An 18,774-nucleotide genomic window follows, 5' to 3' on the forward strand; every position below is an offset into this window, starting at 1 on the left:
GGGGAACAGTGAGCAGTGTGGGAGCGGTCAGCAGACTGGTGGTCTTCGGCGATGTCAGTGGTTCGGGCAGGCTGGGGATGGAAGCCAAGAAGCGGATGCGGAACGCCCTGTACGGCGCGTTCGACGAGGCGTTCGCCGCCGTGGACATCGATCCGCGCGGCCGTCACCAGGAGGACCGCGGGGACGGCATCCTCACCGCGCTCGACCCGGGCACACCGTCGTCCCTGATGGTCGGGGGCTGGCTCGAAGCGCTCTACCAGTACCTGCGCGAGCACAACGCGGGCAGCGCGCAGCGGCTGCGGCTGCGGATCGGGATGAACGCGGGCCCCGTGCTCGACGACGGCAGGGGGCTGGTGGGCCGGGCGGTGGACCTCGCCTGCCGGCTCTGCGACAGCCCGACGGCCAAGCGGACCATGACGGACGCCCCCGGCTCCGACCTGCTGCTGGTCGTCTCCGACTGGCTGTACGTGAACGTGGTGGCGGAAGGCGGGCGCCACGTGGAGCCCGAGCACTATGTGAGGACACGGGTCCGGTTCAAGGAGACGGACGAGACCGCCTGGTTACACATCCCGCGGTTACCCGCGTCCACCCTCTCCGGCCTGGCCGGGGCGGCCGGAGCGCCCGACGGGGGCGCGCCTCCGGACGGCGGCGGTGCGGCGCGGCAACAGACCGGCGGTGGGCCGACACCGGGGGACGGCCCACCGCCACCTTCCACGGGGAGGGTCATCACCGCCCAGGGTGACCTCCAGTACTTCGAGAACAACGTGATGCACGGATTCACCGGCATCCGCAAGAGCCGGGGCCCCGCCTCTCCGGAGCCGGGTGAGCCCGCATGAGCGACCAGGACGAGACACCGGACGTACCGGATCCCCAGGACGAGTCCGAGGACCGGTCGCCCGAGAGGAACGCGGCCGACAAGCGGTCCGACAAGAAGGCCGACAAGCCCGAGAAGGGCGCCGACCGGCGGACGCAGGGCGACGGCCCCGAACCCCCCGAACCCAACCCCTTCGACCAGGCGGGCCGGAACCCCCTCGGCGGCGGCGGTACGGGCGGCTCCGGTACGGCGCACGCGGCCCTCCAGACCTTCGCGGCCGGCAAGACGGGACGCGCCATCGGCTTCGGCGCCGACGGCCAGTACTACGAAGGCAACACCTTCATCGGACGGCTCGGCATCGGCGGCGGACACGCCATGGTCCAGGGCCCCGTCCCGGCCGAGGAGCTGACCCGCCTCATCGGTGTGTACTGCGAGGCCCCCGACTACGAGGAGATGGAGAAGCGGCTGCGCAAGCACGGACTGCTGGTGCTCTGCGGGGAGCGCAACAGCGGCCGTACGGCGACAGCGCTCTCCCTGCTCGCGGGCGTGGCGGGGGACAAGGTCACGCGGCTCGACCCCGGCGTCAAGGTCCACGAGATCGAGGAGATCGAGCCGGGTCACGGCCATCTCCTGGCGATCGAGTCCGAGGACACCGGATGGCAGGAGACCGAGCAGGTGGGCGGCCGCACCAGGACCCGCGTCCGGCGGGCCGGCCCCACCGAGCTGCACCTCGACGGCCTGCGGAGCAAGCTCGTCAAGGCGGGGGCCTTCGGCGTGCTCGTCGTGGAGAACGGCGAACTGGCCGACCGGCTGCTGCGCGGCCGGTACGGAGTGGTCTGCGCCTCGCCGCCCTCCGAGAAGGTCCTCCTCCAGCACCTCCGGGTCCTCCTGGCGGACGCGGACGAGGGCGCCCTGGACGAGGCCTTGGCCCTCGCCGCGGGGGAGGACGTCACCGACGCGCTCGGCCTGGACGAGCTGCGGCCCGGCGAGGCCGCCCGGCTCGCCGACCATCTCGCCCGGCGCCAGAAGTCGGAACTGACCCACCGCCAGCTCCTCGCCGACTGTGCGACCTTCGTCGACGCGCAGGCCAGGAGCTGGTTCGCGGGCGCGGACCGGCCCGGCACCCTGCCCGAGGCCCTGCCCACGCTGAGCGCCGCCGCGTTCCGTATCGCCGTCGCCGTCTTCAACGGCTCCCCGTACAGCCTCACCGCGGAGGCGGGCGAACAGCTCGCCTGGGAGCTGGCGGTCACGCTCGACCCCGGGACCCCCACGGGCCGCAGGCTCTTCGGCACCCACGCGGAGGTCAGGCCGGTCGCCGCGAGATCCGTGCTCCAGGACGGCGAGCTGGACCTCGGCGACGCCCAGGTACCGGTACGGGTCATCCGCTTCCAGGGCCAGGCCCTGGCGACCGCGGTGCTGCGCGAGGTGTGGCACGGCTACCACAACGCGCGCGGCCCCCTCGTCCGCTGGCTGCGGACCCTGTGCGACGATCCGCGGCCCGTCCTGTGGGTACGGGCGTCCATCGCCGCCGGAGTGCTGTGCTCCTGGGACCTGCCCTACGTCTCCGGCGAGCTGGTCGTCCCCATGGCCTCCTCCGACAGCCCCGTACAGCGGATGTCTGCGGCGACCGCCCTGGCGGAGGCGGCGCGTGAACCCTCCGTACAACCCGCCGTCGCCGCCCTGCTCAAGGACTGGACGAAGAGCGGCCACGAAGAGCTGCTGACCACCGCGGTCCTGGCGCACGGCTACGGGATGGCGGCCGGGTCCGTCACCGCGTCGCTCGACGCCCTGGCCAAGGTGGCCGTCCGCGCGCACGACGAGACCGACTCGGCCCACGACACGGACATCCTGTCCGACGCGTCGTTCAGCGTCACCCGGCTGCTGGCCGGACCGGAGCCGGAGACCGTCGTCCACCGTCTCGACGCCTGGCTGCGCGACACCCGGCGGGGCCCCGCCACCCTCGCCCTGCTGACCGTGATCCGCGCGCTGCGCACCCGTACCACCTTCCTGTGGGGCCTCCAGGACATGCCCGCACTCGAAGCGCACGCCAAACGGATGCTGCTCTCCGCCCTGCTGGAGACCCATCCCGGACTGACCGGACGGCTGGCCTCCCTGGTGCGGCGCACACTGGCCACCCCACGCGCCGGCGCCGCGACCCAGGACGCCCTCGCCCTCCTGCTGCGCCAGGCCGCCGCGGACACCCACCAGTTGGAGCTCGTCCGCCACTTCCTGGTCCGGCTGGCCGAGGAGCGCAGGGACCGCGACCGGCTGCGCCACCTGCTGGCCCGGCTGGTCAAGGACCCCGACGAACCGTTGGACAAGACCGCCGCCCGCACGATGTGGGACGCGGTGGGAGAGGGGGCCGAGGCATGAGCCCGTCACCGTACGAAGAGCGATCCGCCGAGGGGAACCGTGACCGTGGTGGCGAACAGCAGTACGCGCAGTGGCTGCACGAGGAGCCGCCCCGGCGCGACGGCGAACGGCAGGCCGGTGACCAGCGCGCCGGCGAGCAGCGCCCCGCCGTCCGCCGCGAGGGGGAACGACGGTACGGGGAGCAGCGGTACGCCGAGCGCCGCCCCGACCACGCGACACCGGACCGGCGGGGCCCGGGGATGACGGAGCAGCCGGGGACCGAGGACGAGGTGGAGCAGTACCGGGACATCCCCGTCGGCCCGCTGGTGCGCGAACGCAGGCCGCCCTACCGGCGCGAGAGCGGCCAGATCGCCGCCGTACTCCTGTACCAGAACGGCGGGCACAGCGTGGTGTGGCCCGACCGCCGTGACGATGTCGACAGACCCAGACTCCGGGCCCCGTACACCGTGTTCGAGGTGCTGCTCGGGCGGAACGTGACCTCGTTCGAACTGGCCCTGCCCGCCGCGGGCGACGCCCAGTTCTTCGAGGCCAGGGCCGAGGTGCACTGGGAGGTCGAGGAGCCGCACACCGTCGTCGTGAAGCGCGTCTGGGACGTACGCGAATTGCTCCACGGCGAACTCCTCCTCGCGCTGCGCCAGCTCTCCCGCCGCTTCCGGCTCACGGACGCGCAGCGCGCCGACGAGGCCGTCCAGGAGGAACTGGCCAAGGGCCGTATCGACCTGGGCCGCGATCTCGGACTGCGGCTGCGCATCCATGTGTTCATCGATCTGAGCGATGTCGTCCGCCAGCGCAAGAGCGAGCGCGACGACATCGACTTCGACATGACCAGGGACGAGGCGCAGGCCGAGGCGGACCGCCGCAAGGAGGCAATGGAGCGCAGGCTCGTCAGGGAGCGCGCCGCCGAACTCGAAGCGGTGCTCCGCCGCGGCCAGGAGGCCGAGATCATCCACCTCATGGCGCGCAACCCCGCCAAGGAGTGGGAGATCCGCGAGGCCATCAGGGAGCAGAAGCGCGAGGGACAGACCGACCTCATCAACCTCTTCAACCGGCTGCTCGACACCGGACACCTCGAACGCCACGACATCGGCGACCAGATGTTCGAAACTCTGCGGCTGCTCCGGGAGAGCGGAGGCGCGGTGATCGGCGGAGTCGCGGACCAGGTGCTGCTCGGACAGCGGCCGAGGCGCGAGCTGGAGGAGGGCCCCGTCCGCCGCCGGCGCGAGGAGCCCTACCGTGCCGGACGGGCGGACGACGGGGACGGCTTCGCCGACGACCGGCGCGGTGGCCACCGCGACGACCGCGAGAACGGCTACGGGGACGACCGCGGCGAACCGGACCGCCCCCCGTGGGACGACGAACCGCGGGTCTACCGGCCGACCAGGGTCGAGTCGTCCGCGGAACGCGACCGCGACGCGCGCCGCGGGCGCGCCGACCGCCGCGACCGGGGCGACCGGGGCGACCGGGGCGACGAACACGGCAGCGCGCGGCACGGCTCCAGGCCGAGCGCCGACTTCGACGACTGGGGGGACGAATGAGCAGCGGAGTCCCGGCCCTGCGGCCGGACGGATCCGAGAGCGCCGACGTCAGATATCTGGCCGAGCGGCTGGTCGTCTCGGTCCGGGAGGACATCGGCAGGGCCGACACGAAGGCCGCGATCCTGCTCTCCGGGGCCATCGCCTTCTGCGCCGTCGCGTTCACCAAGGACGGACTGCACCAGCCCCTCGCCCCGGTACGGATCTCCCTGCTCTCCGCCGGCGGGGTCCTCTGCGTGGCCGGACTGCTCATGCTCATAGCGGTCGTCCTGCCCCGCACCCGGATAGGGGCGGAGAACACCTTCCTGCGCGACCTCCTCGCCGGTACCCCGTCCGACGAACTGCTGGTCCGGCTGAACACGACAGGCGAGGACGTCGTGGGCTGGCTGCTGAGCCAGGCGACCGTGCACGCCGCGGTGCTGGCCGCCAAGTACCGCTGGCTGCGCATGGGGGGCTGCTCCCTGATGCTCGGCGCGGTGCTGGTCCTACTGAGTGAGCTGTGGTGAGAGACGGTGCACATGAGAGACACGACCCGCGCGACCCATCTGGCCGCGGTGAGACATCTGGCCGGCGTCCTGCTCGCCCTGGCCGGGCTGATCGCCGTCACCGGCGCGGCCCCGGGCCAGGCCGCCGGCGCGCCCGGCCGGACCGGCGCGGTGACCGAAGGGGCCGACCCCATCGACTTCGCCGTGGTCGTCGACCAGTCGGACAGCCTCTCCGAGGAGGACCTGAACCGTGAGGTGGAGGCCGCGGCGCTGATCGCCCAGGGTGAGATCTCGGACCGCTCACGCGCCACCGTCATCGGCTTCGGCAGCTCCGAGAAGCCCGGCCAGACCCCGGTCGACGAGGTGTGCCCCCCGACCGTCGTCAACTCCTCGGGACGCTCGTACCTGAACGGCTGCGTCAAGGAACTCTCCCGCCGCGACGCCAGGATGGGCCCGGGCACCGACTTCCCGGCCGCCCTGCGCCAGGCGCTCACCCGGCTCACCGAGAAGGGCGCGCCCGACGCACCGAAGGTGATCTTCCTGCTCACCGACGGCAAGCTCGACGTCCGCGACAGCCCGGAGTACGGCGCCGACGCGGCCGGCCGCCAGGCCGACGCTGCCCGCCAGCTCACCGAACAGCTCGCCCGGGCCCGCGAGGAGTCCGTACAGATCTGGCCGCTCGGATTCGGCGACGCCATCGACCGGGACGCGCTCAAGAAGATGGCCGAGGGCGGCTTCCGCAACGGCTGCGCCGAACTGCCCTCGGCCACCCCGCGGCTGAGGGTGGTCGGCAGCGCCGCCGGGATCGACAAGGCGCTCCAGGAGACCTTCGCCGCCGCCCGCTGCGCCCAGGTCGTCCAGGGCACGGAGGGCAAGCCGCCCACCGATCTGTACGTGACCATCCCCAAGATCGCCACGGACGGTTCGATCACGGTCAGCAAACATGATCCGAAGGTGAGCGCGACCTACTACGACCCGCGCGGCCGGAAGGTCGTCACCGACGGGTCGTTCGACGGCTCGACCTTCGAGATCACCGGTCAGAGCGGGCCGGTCGAGGCGCTGCGGGTGAAAAATCCGCGTCCCGGACGCTGGCGCGTCCATCTCGAAGCGCCGGAGGGACACCGGGAGCGTGTCGTCGCCGTGCGCGCCATCTGGCAGGGCCGGCTGCGCTCCTCCGTCATCCTGGACCCCGCGTCCCCCCGCCCCGGCGAGAAGACCTCCGTCGAGGTACGGATGCAGACCCGGCGCGGCGTCGTCCTCGACGACCCGGACGAGCTGAAGGGCATCACGGTCGCGGCCCGGCTCACGGGCAGCGGCTTCGAACCGGTGTCCGTGCCGCTCGCGGACGACGGCAAGGCGCCGGACGCGCGCGCGGGGGACGTCCGGTTCACCGGGACGCTGACCGTGCCGTCCACCGCCGACGGGGACCTCGCCCTGACCGCCGAGATGGCCGCGCCCGGAGTCACGGGCGACCACCGGCCGTTCAACGCCCGCATCACCTCGGAGCCTCCGCCGGTCACCGCGTCGCTGACCGTCGAGCGGGACATCGTGCACCCGGGCGGGAGCGTCAAGGGCCTCCTGAAGGTGGACAACAAGGCCGAGGAGACACGTACGGTACGGCTCGCCCTCGCCGACCAGCCGCCCGGCAAGGAGCTGACGATCAGCCCCGCCGAGGTGGAGATCGCCGCGGGCACCGGCAAGAGCGTTCCCTTCCGGGTCAGGATCGGCTCCGGCACCGCGCCCGGCGAGATCGGTGCCCGGGTCACGGCCGCCGACACCGCCGACGGGGGGCGCGTCCTGGACAACGCGTTCCTGGAGGCCGACGTCGACCCCGTGCCCACCTGGTGGGACCGGCTGTGGTGGGCGGTCGCTCTGGCGGCCGGCGTACTGCTGGCCCTCGCCGGGTTCCTGGCGGTGCGGTACGTGGCGAAGCGGCGCCGCCGCGATCTCGTCGGCGTGAAGCTGGAGTTGCGCGGCGAGGGGGTCCGGCCCGACGAACTGACCGTGAGGACGGGACAGAGCCCCGGCGGCGTGTTCCACTTCGTGATCGACCGGGCCCGGGGCGCGGCGCCCTCGCTCCAGCGCGGCGGACCGGGCGCGGCCGCCTCCTACCGGCTGCGGCGCACCGCTGCGGGCGAGTTCCTGCTCAAGCCACCGGAGGGCCGTGAGCGCGCGCTGCGGCCTGAGGAGCCCGCCGCGCTGGGCGACGGGCTGGAACTGGTGGTCCACGACCGGCGCGCGGCCACCGGCCGGGGACGCGGCGACCGTGACCGGACCCGGGGTGGCAGGGCATCGCGTACCGGCGACGGGGACCACGCCCGCACCGGGCTCCGGGGCAGGAACCGCGACCGTGGCGGGGACCGCGACAGTGCCCGGGTCAGGTCGCCCCGTACGCCAGCCGGGGGAGAGAACGGACCGCCCGGCGACGGCGGTGGCGCGCCGACCGGGGAGGGGGAGCGGCGGGCGGGCGCGAGCCGGTTCGACCCGAATTTCTGAGTTCTGAGTGACGACGGGCCGTCACCGCGACGCGGCGACGGCCCTACGGGAGACGACATGAAGATCTACCAGCCCATGCTGTTCGTCGGTCTGGGCGGCACCGGAGGCAGAATCGGCGCCGAACTGGAACGCGGCCTGCGCCGGGAACTGTGCGGCCCCGACGGTACGAAACTGGTGTCGGACGGCCGGCGGGCCCCCTTCCAGCTTCCGGACTGCCTCCAGTTCGTGTACGCCGACTTCAGCGAGTCCGAGCTGAACCGGCTGCCGCACCTCAGCGCCAAGGGCACCGAGGCCGCGGCGTACGCCCGTACCGCGCGCGTGATCCACGACCTGCTGCCGGCCAACTACGACAGTTCGCCCGAGGTGACCCGCATGCTGCGGGTCGCCCTGCACGACGAGACCCACGACTGGCTGCCGCCCCAGGACCGGCAGCCGCGCGTGGCGCCGCTGCACAACGGTGCGGGACAGCTCCCCACGGTGGGCCGTGCCGCGCTCTTCGCGACCCTGCGCAGTGGACTGGAGCCGGTGCTGCGCCAACTCCGCGCAGCCATCGGCACCATCTCCGGCTCGGCGGGCGATCTGCGTGAGATGGGCGGCCGGCAGATCCGCGGCTGCGACGTGTTCGTGGCGTTCTCCGTGGCGGGCGGTACCGGCGCCGGTATCTTCTACGACTTCCTCCACCTCATCGGGCACGAGTTCCGCAAGTCCAAGGTGCCCGGGGTGAAGATCTATCCGCTGGTGGTCATGCCGTCGGCGTTCCCGCCGGAGGCCGGCGGGGGCCGGGAGGCCGAACTGAACTCGGCCCGCGCGCTGGTGGACCTCTCCCGGCTGGTCGACGACCAGAACGTGCCCGACGCGCAGGCCGACTTCGGCGACGTCGAACAGCGCGGCGTGCTCGGCGTCCGCTACCCGGGGGACGGTTACGTCGCGCTGCGCCCCTCGACCGTACAGACCGCGTTCCTCTTCAGCCGGCCTTCCGGCATCCGGCCCGAGGACCTGCGCCGGTCCATCACCGCGATGGTGCTCTCCCTGATCGGCACGGAACTCGGCGACGAGACCGCCCAGGGGCGCACGGAGGGTGACCACCAGTCGTTCGCCGCCGGGTTCGTCAACAAGAGCGTCGAGCGCTCCACCCCGTCCCGCTCCGGAATCGGCTACCGGGGCATGTCCACGAGCCTGGCCGCCTCCCTCACCGTCCCCGTCGACGACCTCGCGGAGATTGTCGCGGGACGGCTGCTGGCCCAGGCCGTACGCGGCATGGCCGAGGACGCCAGGCGCCACGACGAGGACGGCACCCAGCTCGTCAGGGACCTCTTCGACCGGTCGGGCATCGGACGGCTGTGGACCCGCGAGGCGCCCGAGGTGCCCGCGCCCGACCCGCTCCCCAAGGGCAGCCGGGCGATCAGCCAGGCGTTGCGCGACCGGATCGGCGACATGGAGGTCGGCCTCGGCCGGCTCGACCGGGAGCTGGACCGGGACATCCCCCGGCTCGTGGAGGACTTCAAGCCGGGCACCGGCGCCCGCGAACTGCTCGGCCTGCTCGGCCCGTTCCGGCTCGAACGGGTGATCGCCGGGCTGCCGGGCCATCCGCAGCGCCCGGCCGAGGCCGGATTCGCCGGGATGCTGGACAACCGGAAGAACGATCCGGAGCGCCCCGAGGGCGTCGAGCCCTCCGCGCCGCCGATCCCCCGGATCAAGGGCTCGGTGGGCGGAATGGTCCCGGCCCGCTGGGGCGACCCCGACGCGCAGGAAGCGGTGGACGAGCAGGACGCGTGGTACCGCTGGCGGGCCAACCGGCAGTGGCACCGCGGCTGGAAGGAGCAGGAGTCCCGCTGGCGCCCGCCGCTGATGCGCTCCATGAAGGAGGTCACGGAGCTGGTCCGGGCGCTGCGCGCGCATGAGGAGGACGAGCGCAAGCTGTTCGCCGAGCGCCGCAAGGAGCTGTACCGGGACGACCGTACGGGGGTGTCGTATCTGCTGCCCCCGCAGAACAACCTCCGGGCCTTCTACGACGATGTCTTCGACCGGCTGGCCCAGCACGAGAGCCTGCCGGAGAACGCGGACGCCGCGGGGCTGCTGAGCAGGCTGGTCCACCCCGAGGACTGGCAGCGCGCCCTGGACGCGGTACGCCGCTCCCCGCGCGCCGCGGTGAAGGAGATCAAGCAGGTCGTGGAGCGGCGCGTCAAGGCGCTGTTCGGCGAGGCGAGCGTGCTGGACGACCGTCCTCTGCTGCCCTCCCTCGGTGTGCTGCTGCGCGCGGCGGCCGGTGACGAGGACGCGGAGGCCACGGTCGACAGCCGCTGGCTGGAGCAGTTCCGCTCACAGCTCGCCGGGCTGCTGCCGGTGGGCTTCACCCCGGACGGCAGCGGCCCGCTGAAGGTGCTCATCGTGCACCCGCAGAGCGAGGCCGACGGGCGGGCCGCCCGCTACCTTCAGCAGGAGCTGAACCTGCCCAGGGATCCGGGCATCGCCCCGGAGTTCCGGGCCGTGGAGGCGGAGGCCATCACCGTCGTGCTCTTCCGCAGCGGTATGAGCCTCACCGATGTCTCCGAGGTCCGGCACGCGCTGCGGCTGTGGGCAGAGGCGCGCGAAGCTTCCGGCGGGGACGACTTCCTGCACTGGAGGCAGCGCCTGGGCCACCGCGACGACTGGCTCGCCAGCACGGAGGAGGACCGCCGGCGCATCCTGCACCGGCTGCTGTGCGCGATGTGGAACGACCGCGTCGACATCGAGGGCGATCCCGCCTCACCCGGGCTGATCCGTATCCGGCTCCAGGAGGGCGACGCGGCGACGATGACGCTGCGGCTGGACTCGTTCGACGGAAATGTGTCGAGCTGGGCGGGGCTGCTGCGCGCGTACGAGCAGTGGGCCCTGCTGGACGAGGGGCAGATCATCGAGGACTTCTGCGACCGGCTGATGCGGACCCAGCCCACCGGCCTGTCCACGACGCCGGCCCCGCCCTCCCGCCTCTTCCGCACACTGGTGCACGAGGTGGCGCCCCGCCAACTGAAGCTGCTGAACGAGCTGTCGGGGCAGTTCACCGCGGAGGACGAGGAATGGCTCGTACCGCTGCGGCACTTCTGGGAGCAGACCTTCGCGGGCGCGCTCGACCTGCGCTTCCCGGGCGCGCAGCGGCCCACGCGGCCCACTCTGCGGGCGCTCGACCAGCGTCACACGCAGGGCGCGGGGACGGGCAGGGGAGCCCCCGCCGCCGCGAGGACCAACGGCCACCGCCGCGCGGCGCCCTCCACGGAGTACCGCGAGGAGGAGCCGAGGATCGTCAGGCCCCGCCACGAGGAGCCACCGCGCCAGGAGGAACGGCCGCGTGGAGAGGCGCGGCCGTCGCGGTACGAGGAGGACCGGCGGTACGAGGACTCCCGGTACGAGGAGGACCCGGGGTACGAGGAAGACCCGCGGTACGCCGGTGCGCGCCATGAGCCGTCGCGCTACGAGGACCCTCGGTACGACGACACCCGGCACGAGCCGTCGCGCTACGACGACCTGCGGTACGACGAACCTCGCCACGAGGACACGCGGAGCGAGCCACGGCGGTACGAGGACCCGCCGTACGAGGACCCGTCCTACGAGGAACCGCGTGACGAGGAGCCCCGTGTGGAGCGCCCCCGGCGCGCGGAGTCCCGCCATGAGGAATCCCGGTACGAGGAGTCGCCGTACAGGAAGCCGGCCCGGTCCCGGGGGCCGAAGCCCGACGAGCGCGGGGGCACGGCGGGCCCGGAAGGCGGGGCCGACCCGTGGGACGAGGACGAGTGGGGCGACGGCGAACCCGGCGAGGCCGACCGGGGCGGCCCGGGACGCGGCGACGCCGACCAGGGCGACCCGGGACGGGGCGGCTCAGGACGGGGCGATGCGGGACGGGGCGCGCCGCGCCGGCGCGGAGACGGGCAGGAGGGGACCAGGCTGTGATCACGGACCGACTCCAGGCCGGGGTGGTCTGCCTCGACCTGCGTCACCGCGGCGACCCGGCCGACGCCCCCGCCGCCCTCCACGGTGAGGTGGGCGACGCCCTGGCGCGGACGCGGCAGTCGGACGTACGGCGCTTCCTCGTCCTCGACGACGCCGCCGAACTCGTCGCGCACCAGCTCCTCTACGAACGGCTCTACGCGTACGGACCGGCCCAGGTGCTCTGTCTGGCCCAGAGCGGCGGGGGCGACCGCGCCCTGCGCCGCCCGCACGCGCTGAGTCCGCCGTCCGCCGGAGTGCTGTGGATCCCCGACGTGTTCGCCGGGGCGGGCGGCCGGGACGGCGAACACGTACCGCTCCCCGAGGAGGCCGACGAGGCGCTGCGTCCGCTGGTCGAACTGCTCGCCGACGCCGCCCTCTTCGACACCGTCCTCGGTGAACTGGGTGAGGTCCTGCACGGCGTCGCGGTGCCCGCCGCCCAGGTCCTGGAGCACGATCTGACCGAGGAGGCCAGGACCCGCGCCTGGCGGCGGACGCTGGAGAACCTGGCGGGCCAGGACATCCCGGCGCCCGTCCTGGTCACCGAGGGCTCGCCCGGCGCGCGTACGGAGACACGGGCCTGGTCCGGCTCGACGGCGCCCGGCTCCGGCGCGGGCGACTCCGTCCCCGCCGGGCTGGCCCGCTTCCTCGGCGAGGTGCCGACGGGGACCCTGGCCGACGGCTCCTGCCTGGTGCCCGGCGGACCGGCCGAGGAGGCGCGGCTGGCCGGCGACCGGGCGCTGCGGGACGCCGAGGACGACTACGAACAGGTACGGCGCCCCACCTCGCTCTTCATCCCGCGCGCCCGCGCCGTGGACCTGCCCGAGCGTCTTGAGGAGCTCTCGGAGGCGCTCGGCGCGTACCGGGACACCATCGCGGGCGCCCTCAGCGACGGAGGCGGCGACCGGCTGCGGCCGGAGCAGCGCGGCCGTCTCCTCAAGCGCGGCATCCAACTGCCCGAACTCCCCGCGGCGCCCCGCGCCGATGTCGGCCCCGGCCTGCGGACGTACACCGAAAGGCTGCTGGCGTACGGGTTGCCGCTGCGCTCCGTCGCCGCCCGGCTCGGCGCGCTGTCGGACCTGTCCGCCCCGGCGGGCAGCGCGGCGCGGCTGGCCAGGCTCGACGAGATCTGCCCCGCCCGCCGGGTGGCGGAGCTGGCCGTGTCGCCGCCGTTCACGGTGCGGGGCTCGCCCTTCGTCCACGCGGCGCCCGTCTTCCTGCTGGCGTTCGTCGCGGGGCTGTGGCCGGTGCTCGGCTGGGTGCTGGGCCCGCTGACGGGGTTCGCGGCGGCGGCCCTGACCCTGCTCATGGTGCGGCGCAGGCCCAGCCGCTCCTACGACGGCCGTCTCGACGGAGGCGGCACCACCCGCTCCGGCCTCCGGCTGGTCGCGGGCGTGGCGGGCGGCGTCGGCGGCGCGCTGACCGGGCAGTTGCTCGATCTGCCGCTCTGGGCGGGGGCGGCCGGGCTGGGCCTGGCGCTCATCGCTCTCGGGCTGCTCGTGGCGCGGGACTGGACGGCCGCCGTCGACCTGTGGTGGCGGGAGACGGAGACGGCGTTCGCGGCGGACGCCCTCGTCGCCGTCGACGGGCTGCTCATCGAGACCGTCCTGCACGACTGGCTCTTCGCCGACGCCCGCTACCACTGCTCGGACGGGGCGCGCGCGGTCTCCCTGATGGTGAGAAGCCTCGCCGAGACGGTCGAGGAACGGCTGATGACCGCCGCGCCGGCCGCCGACCGGGGCGACCGGGGCGGAGCCGCGCACACGGCCAGCCGGGCCACGTACTCCACGGCCCCCGCCGCCGAGGACGCCTTCGCCCAGGACGGCCCGGCTCAGCAGCCCGGTGATGCCTGGAACTGGGACAGTTGGGGCGACAGCTCCGCCGACGACGGCTGGTCGGGCGGCGCGGCGGGCACGGAACCGGCCGCGCCGCTGGAGTACGACCTCCCCGAGGACCCCTGGCCCTCCGCCGCCCCGGCCGATCCGCCCTGGCTGGAGCGCGAGTGGGGCGACGGCGGCCCCGCCCTCGTGGACACGCTGCTCGCCGATCTCGCCCACGGTGTCCGGGGGATCCTCGCCGGACGGTGGGCGGCCGTCGAACGCGACCCTGCCGAGGCGGGCCGGGTCTCCCTGCGCCGTCCGCTGCTGGATGTGCTCGACGAGGAGCACGCCGTCCTGCTGCGCGACGGCGCCACCTCGGCACCGCACTTCGCCGCCGACCCGGAACTGCGCCCGGGGGCGGCCGAGTTGCTGGGCGTGGCGGCCGACCACGCGGCACGGCTGATCTCCACCGCCGACGACACGGACGAGGTGGTGCCGTTGTGCGCCGCCGAGGACCGCAGGATGCTGTCCAGGGATCCGATGGGGATACGGAGGGTCAGATTCGCCCCCGAGGCGATGCGCCGGGGCACCGAACAGGACCCCGCGCACGACAGCGGGGCGGGGGCCGGCGAGGACGTGGTGTGGACGCCCGGCGGCCGCCACGCGGGTGTGCTGCGGCTGGTCCCGCTGCGCGGAGAGATCGTCAGGACCGTCCGGGCCGAGCAGAGGGACGCGCCATGATCACAGGCAACGACGGTACGAGGAAGGGCGACGACCCCACCGCCGGGGAGCCCGGCAGGGCCCCCCGCGACAACGGGAACGGGCCCGGCGGAGGCGGCCCCGCCGGTACACGGGCGCACGGCGACTCCGTGGAGCTGGAGTTCTTCACCCACGGCGGCGAGGCGGTCCGCTTCGCCGCCCGGCTGCACCCCGACCTCCGGATGCCCGAACCCGCCCCGCTGCTGGCCCGTCCGGTCACCCTCGGCGAGGGATGGCGCGTCCTTCAGTACCGGCTGCCCTTCAGCGCGCAGACCGACCCCGCCGCGTACAGCGCACTGGAGCGTCAGGTCAGCGCCGGGGTCGCGATGGAGCGGCGGTACGGCTCCGAGCGGTACGGCGAGGTCTTCACCCGCATGGTCGGCTTCCACCTGGAGGCGCCGGAGCCCTTCGTGCTCTACCGCGTCCCCGAGGGCGAGCCGATCGCCCGCCGCCAGGGCACCCTCACGGTCGAGGAACAGGGCAAGGTGATCGCGCAACTCGTCCTGGCCGTACGGCTGCTGGAAGAGGTGGGACTGGTCCATCGGGCGATCACCCCGTACACCGTCCGCTGGGACGGGACCCATGTCCGGCTCGCCGAGCCGTACGGGGCGCTGCGTGCCGGCGAGCCCCGGGAGGCCTACGGCGCCGCGCCCTGGGCCTCCCCCGAGCAGCGGGAGGGCGCCGGCAGGGCCGATCCCAGGGACGACCTGTGGTCCGTCGCCCAGCTCGTCTACTTCCTGCTGGCAGGCCGACCGGGACCCGGTACAGGACCACCCGCCGACCTCGGGGAGTTCCGCCGGCTCGCGGCCCTCCACGAGGGCGGTGCCTTCGCACCGCGCGCCGACCGGCGCCCGTCCGCCCGCGAGCTGATGCGGCTCCTGAACGTCCCCGACCCGCTCGCGCACGCGACCGGCGGCGCGGACGTACTCAGCCGGGCCCGCGCCGAGTTCGACATCCAGCGGGCGAAGAAGCGCCAGGAGACCGGGCGGGACGACCCACCGGAGGAGGCGGCCGAGGACCTGACGTACTACGAGTCGCCGCCCCCGCGCCGCTCCCTGCGCTCCTGGCTGACCGGGACGACCCCCGCTCCGCCGCCCCGGCCCGTCGAGAACACCCCGCGCCCTGCGCAGCCGACGCGCCGCCCCACACTCTGCCCGCACTGCCTGCTCCCGGTCTCCTTCGACCAGAGCCGGCTGGTCACCCTCGACTCCAAGAAGGTCGCCAAACCGCTGGACCTCAGCGCGGAACGGCGCCCCATGCACTACCAGGACGCGCTGCGCCAGGCGTACCAGGCCTGCCCGCACGCCCCGGTGGGGGCGCCGCACTACCTGCCCGTCCCCTATCTCAACAGCGGCGAACCGCTCACCATCGCCCTCGTGGGCAGCTCGGCGGCCGGCAAGACCCATCTGCTCGCCGCGATGCTCGGCGAGATCGAACAGGGCGGCCTCGAACCGTACGGACTGAAGTGCCTGCCCCTCAACCCTGACACCCACCGCGAGTTCCTTCAGGAACGGGTCCAGCGGCTGCACCGCGGCAAGGTGCTCGAATCCACCGGGCACGCCTCCTTCGCGCATTTCACGGACGGACTGCTGGTCACGGGAGCCGACGGCACCCGGCCCGTGGTCTTCTTCGACCTCGCGGGCGAGGACCTGGCACAGAACGGCGAGGTGACCAGCTTCCTCATGGGCGTGGGCGCCTTCATCTTCGTCCTCGACCCGCTGCGTGCCCTGCGGCTGCCCTCGCTCGACCCCGTCCGCGCGCGCACCAGGCTCCAGCAGCGCGACCTGGGCGACGAGGCGTTCACCACCGTCCTCAACCGGATCCCGCGGCTCGGCGCCTATATCGAGGCGCCCGCCGCCGTCGCCCTCAACAAGAGCGACCTGATCCGCTTCGACCCGTCCGCCGACCGCTGGCTCAGCCGCGCCCTGCCCGTGGAACTGGACGAGGAGACCCTGCGCGCGGAGAGCCGTGACGCCTACGCGTTCGTCGCCCACCACGGGAGCCCCGCCTGGCTGAAGCCGTTCGACGACTGCGCGCGCTGCACCCTCCACTTCGTGGCGGCGACCGGGGCGCAGGAGCGCGGCGACGTCTACCCCCACGGCGTCAGGCCGCGACGCGTCCTGGCACCGCTGTTGTCGATCTTCGCCATGTGCGGGCTCCTCCCCGGAGCGGAACTGAGAGAGGTGGGGACCTGATGGCTCCGATCGCCCGTCAGGAAGAGCTGGTGGACCAGATCGTCTTCCGCTGGGACACCGAGAACAGCCTCGGTACGACCGGATTCGGCCCGGTGGCCTGGTCCTGCGACCGGGACACCGCAGAGAGCCTGTTCAACAGCGCCGCGCCGCTGCTGCGCACCACGGCCTCCGAGACGGTCCCGGCCCTGGTCAGGCTGGGGAACCGAGGACAAGTGCTGTTCGTGCGCCGAGCCCCCGTACTTGATTCGGACGGACGTTCCGGTGCGGTGTGCCATGCCCTGCTGGGCCCGGCCAAGACCCTCGACCCCGAGACCTGCCTCGGGCTGCACGACTGGGAGTGGGAGGGCAGCGGGCTGCCGCTGGGCAGGGTCAGGGGCGTACTGGAACAGGTGCGCGTGGCGGAGCTGCTGGCGTCCGCCGAGAAGGGCCAGCGCGCGCTGCTCGCCGGACTGCCCGGGCTGGCGGACTCCCTGACCACGATGGCCGCGGAGCTGCTGCGCCACCCGGGCCAGCGGTTCACGGTGCTCGACCGGCACGGCGGCGACGCGCCCGACCGGGTGCTGTGGGGGCTGTACGGCATCTTCAGCGGGCTGTTCCCCGAGGGCTGGACGTTCGCGACGCACGACACGGTCGAGACCCCGGCGACCCGCTTCGTCTTCGTACGGCGCTGGCCGGGCCCGGCCCCGCAGTCCACCGAGCGGCTGCGGACGGACCCCGGGGAACGGACCGACGACCGGGCCCAGGCGCTGGCGGCCGGGCTGGTCGGGCACTATCTGCGCCGGATCGAACGGGGAGAGGGCCGCGAGTACGAGGTGGCCGAGGCGCTGGCGGCGCTCTCCGGCCCGTGGCCGCCCGGCGCCCGCGGCACCCTCCTGGACACGGCGGAAGACGCGCTCGCACGGCTGACCGAGCGGCAGCCGCGCGGACGGGAAAGGGAGCTGCGGGAACGGGACACCAGGGAGCGGAACCCCACGGAGCGGGATCTGTACGAGGAGCGTCCGCCGTCCCCGCAGCGGGTGCCGTACGACCGCGACCGCCCGGAGGAGCAAGGGAACCCGTACGGGACGGGCGACGCGTACGACCGGCCGCGCCGCGACCCCTACGGCGACGGTGACCGCCACGACGACCGCCAAGGCGACCGGCATCACGACCCGTACGGACACCGGCCCGACGACCGGTACGGGGCGCCCGCGCCGTCGTACACCCCGGCGCCGCCCGTACAGCGGACGCCCGTACAGGAGACGCCCGTACAGCAGGCGCCCGAACCGCGACGGCAGGGGCGCCGGATGTTCCGGCCGGTTCCGCCGGAGTGGCCGGTCGTGCCGGACTCGGCCGGGTTCTTCGCGACCCGCCGCAAGATCACCGTCGAACTCGACCATCTCCTGGCCGTGCTGCGCACCTTCCAGGAGCCGAACGCCTCCTCGCGCAATGTCAGGGACGCGCTGCGCGGCAGCAGCGGCAGAAGCCTGATCGCGGCCATGGGGGAGGACGGGCTGCACTACGCGGCGGTCTCGGCGCTGGTGGGGGAGATCGCCACGCGGTACGCCGAGTGGCCCAGGAACCGACGCCACGAACTGTGCGACGCCGTGCTCAAGAGGGAGCTGTTCGTCGGGGACCGGCCGTGGCCGGCCTCCGTGGGCCTGCCGTCCCGCGAGACCCGCGCGGCCAACGCCGCCGCGCTGTACGGCTGGGCCGTGCGACCGCTGGCCGACGTGGGGCCGTTCCGGGCCCGGCTGCTCGAACTGCTGCCCAGGCTGAGCGGCGACGCGAGCGGAGCCGGCCGGGCCGCCGTCGAACAGATCCTGGAGGGGGAGAAGTCCCCGGGGCTGGGCAAGGACGTCTGGCTGGCGATCGTCAGGGCCGGATGGCGCGAGAGCGGCTCCGCCCCGGCCGCGCCCTTACCGCCCCCGCTCCCCGGCGCACCCGCCGCGCCCGGTACGCCCGCGTTATCCGCGCCCCGGCCGCCGTACGGGTACGCCGTCGAAGCCGCGCCGGACCGGGGCCGTTCGGCTCCGTCGTACACAGCGCCCCCACCTCCGCCACCACCCCCGTCGTCATCGCCACCTCCCTCACCACCGCCGCCGTCACCACCCCCGCTCCCGCCCCGGCCCGACCGGCCCCCGGGCCGTCCGGCCGACCCTCCCCTCCGCCGTTTCGCCCGCTACTTCGGGGCCGACCGCACCGCCGATACCGATGGCGAGCGCGGGAGCGGGCGCGAGGAGCGGCGCGAGCCGGAGCGGCGACCGCCGGACGGCCGGAACATCTTCGCCGGTATGGTCGTCCTCTTTGTCGTGGGCGTAGTGATTCTGCTGATAGCGCTGTTCCACTGAGCGGGCGACG

The 18,774-nt window shown here is 73.9% G+C and carries 9 protein-coding genes; all 9 read left to right on the plus strand.

What is annotated here, in order from left to right; genetic code table 11:
- The first annotated feature begins 8 nt into the window (after nucleotides 1-8).
- From ACIQ7D_RS21405 to ACIQ7D_RS21445, 9 genes are read left to right on the plus strand one after another with little or no spacing between them, the layout of a single operon-like run.
- A complete protein-coding gene (locus tag ACIQ7D_RS21405) occupies nucleotides 9-836 on the plus strand; it encodes a hypothetical protein (RefSeq protein WP_403939784.1) in 828 nt (275 codons plus the stop codon).
- Nucleotides 833-3,187 carry a hypothetical protein gene (locus tag ACIQ7D_RS21410; RefSeq protein ID WP_403939786.1) on the plus strand — a complete coding sequence of 785 codons (2,355 nt, stop codon included), beginning with the start codon at nucleotides 833-835 and terminating at the stop codon, nucleotides 3,185-3,187. Before ACIQ7D_RS21405 ends, ACIQ7D_RS21410 begins: the two co-directional genes overlap by 4 nt.
- Entirely contained in the window at nucleotides 3,184-4,722 is a 1,539-nt protein-coding gene (locus ACIQ7D_RS21415) for a hypothetical protein (protein ID WP_403939788.1), read from the plus strand. Before ACIQ7D_RS21410 ends, ACIQ7D_RS21415 begins: the two co-directional genes overlap by 4 nt.
- Nucleotides 4,719-5,225, plus strand: a complete 507-nt coding sequence (locus tag ACIQ7D_RS21420) for a Pycsar system effector family protein (RefSeq protein WP_403939790.1) — start codon at nucleotides 4,719-4,721, stop codon at nucleotides 5,223-5,225. Before ACIQ7D_RS21415 ends, ACIQ7D_RS21420 begins: the two co-directional genes overlap by 4 nt.
- Before the next feature lie 12 nt (nucleotides 5,226-5,237).
- Entirely contained in the window at nucleotides 5,238-7,700 is a 2,463-nt protein-coding gene (locus ACIQ7D_RS21425; RefSeq protein ID WP_403939792.1) for a VWA domain-containing protein, read from the plus strand.
- 57 nt (nucleotides 7,701-7,757) lie between these two features.
- On the plus strand, nucleotides 7,758-11,624 hold the full coding sequence (locus ACIQ7D_RS21430; RefSeq protein WP_403939794.1) for a tubulin-like doman-containing protein: 3,867 nt from the start codon (nucleotides 7,758-7,760) through the stop codon (nucleotides 11,622-11,624).
- The gene (locus tag ACIQ7D_RS21435) at nucleotides 11,621-14,221 is read left to right on the plus strand and encodes a hypothetical protein (RefSeq protein ID WP_403939796.1); all 2,601 of its coding nucleotides are present in this window, start codon (nucleotides 11,621-11,623) and stop codon (nucleotides 14,219-14,221) included. Before ACIQ7D_RS21430 ends, ACIQ7D_RS21435 begins: the two co-directional genes overlap by 4 nt.
- Nucleotides 14,218-16,434, plus strand: coding sequence for a hypothetical protein (locus ACIQ7D_RS21440; RefSeq protein ID WP_403939798.1), 2,217 nt, complete (start codon nucleotides 14,218-14,220; stop codon nucleotides 16,432-16,434). The genes ACIQ7D_RS21435 and ACIQ7D_RS21440 overlap by 4 nt, the downstream gene beginning before the upstream one ends.
- The gene (locus ACIQ7D_RS21445; protein WP_403939800.1) at nucleotides 16,434-18,764 is read left to right on the plus strand and encodes a hypothetical protein; all 2,331 of its coding nucleotides are present in this window, start codon (nucleotides 16,434-16,436) and stop codon (nucleotides 18,762-18,764) included. Before ACIQ7D_RS21440 ends, ACIQ7D_RS21445 begins: the two co-directional genes overlap by 1 nt.
- Nucleotides 18,765-18,774 lie beyond the last annotated feature (10 nt).

Source organism: Streptomyces sp. NPDC096310 (genome assembly GCF_044763125.1).
In the GTDB taxonomy this organism is placed as follows: Bacteria; Actinomycetota; Actinomycetes; order Streptomycetales; family Streptomycetaceae; genus Streptomyces.

Excerpts from the sequence above, each read along its gene's own strand:
- ACIQ7D_RS21410 (WP_403939786.1), top strand. The coding sequence starts at position 833 with ATGAGCGACCAGGACGAGACACCGGACGTACCGGATCCCCAGGACGAG.
- ACIQ7D_RS21415 (WP_403939788.1), top strand. The coding sequence starts at position 3,184 with ATGAGCCCGTCACCGTACGAAGAGCGATCCGCCGAGGGGAACCGTGAC.
- ACIQ7D_RS21420 (WP_403939790.1), top strand. The coding sequence starts at position 4,719 with ATGAGCAGCGGAGTCCCGGCCCTGCGGCCGGACGGATCCGAGAGCGCC.
- ACIQ7D_RS21425 (WP_403939792.1), top strand. The coding sequence starts at position 5,238 with ATGAGAGACACGACCCGCGCGACCCATCTGGCCGCGGTGAGACATCTG.
- ACIQ7D_RS21430 (WP_403939794.1), top strand. The coding sequence starts at position 7,758 with ATGAAGATCTACCAGCCCATGCTGTTCGTCGGTCTGGGCGGCACCGGA.
- ACIQ7D_RS21440 (WP_403939798.1), top strand. The coding sequence starts at position 14,218 with ATGATCACAGGCAACGACGGTACGAGGAAGGGCGACGACCCCACCGCC.
- ACIQ7D_RS21445 (WP_403939800.1), top strand. The coding sequence starts at position 16,434 with ATGGCTCCGATCGCCCGTCAGGAAGAGCTGGTGGACCAGATCGTCTTC.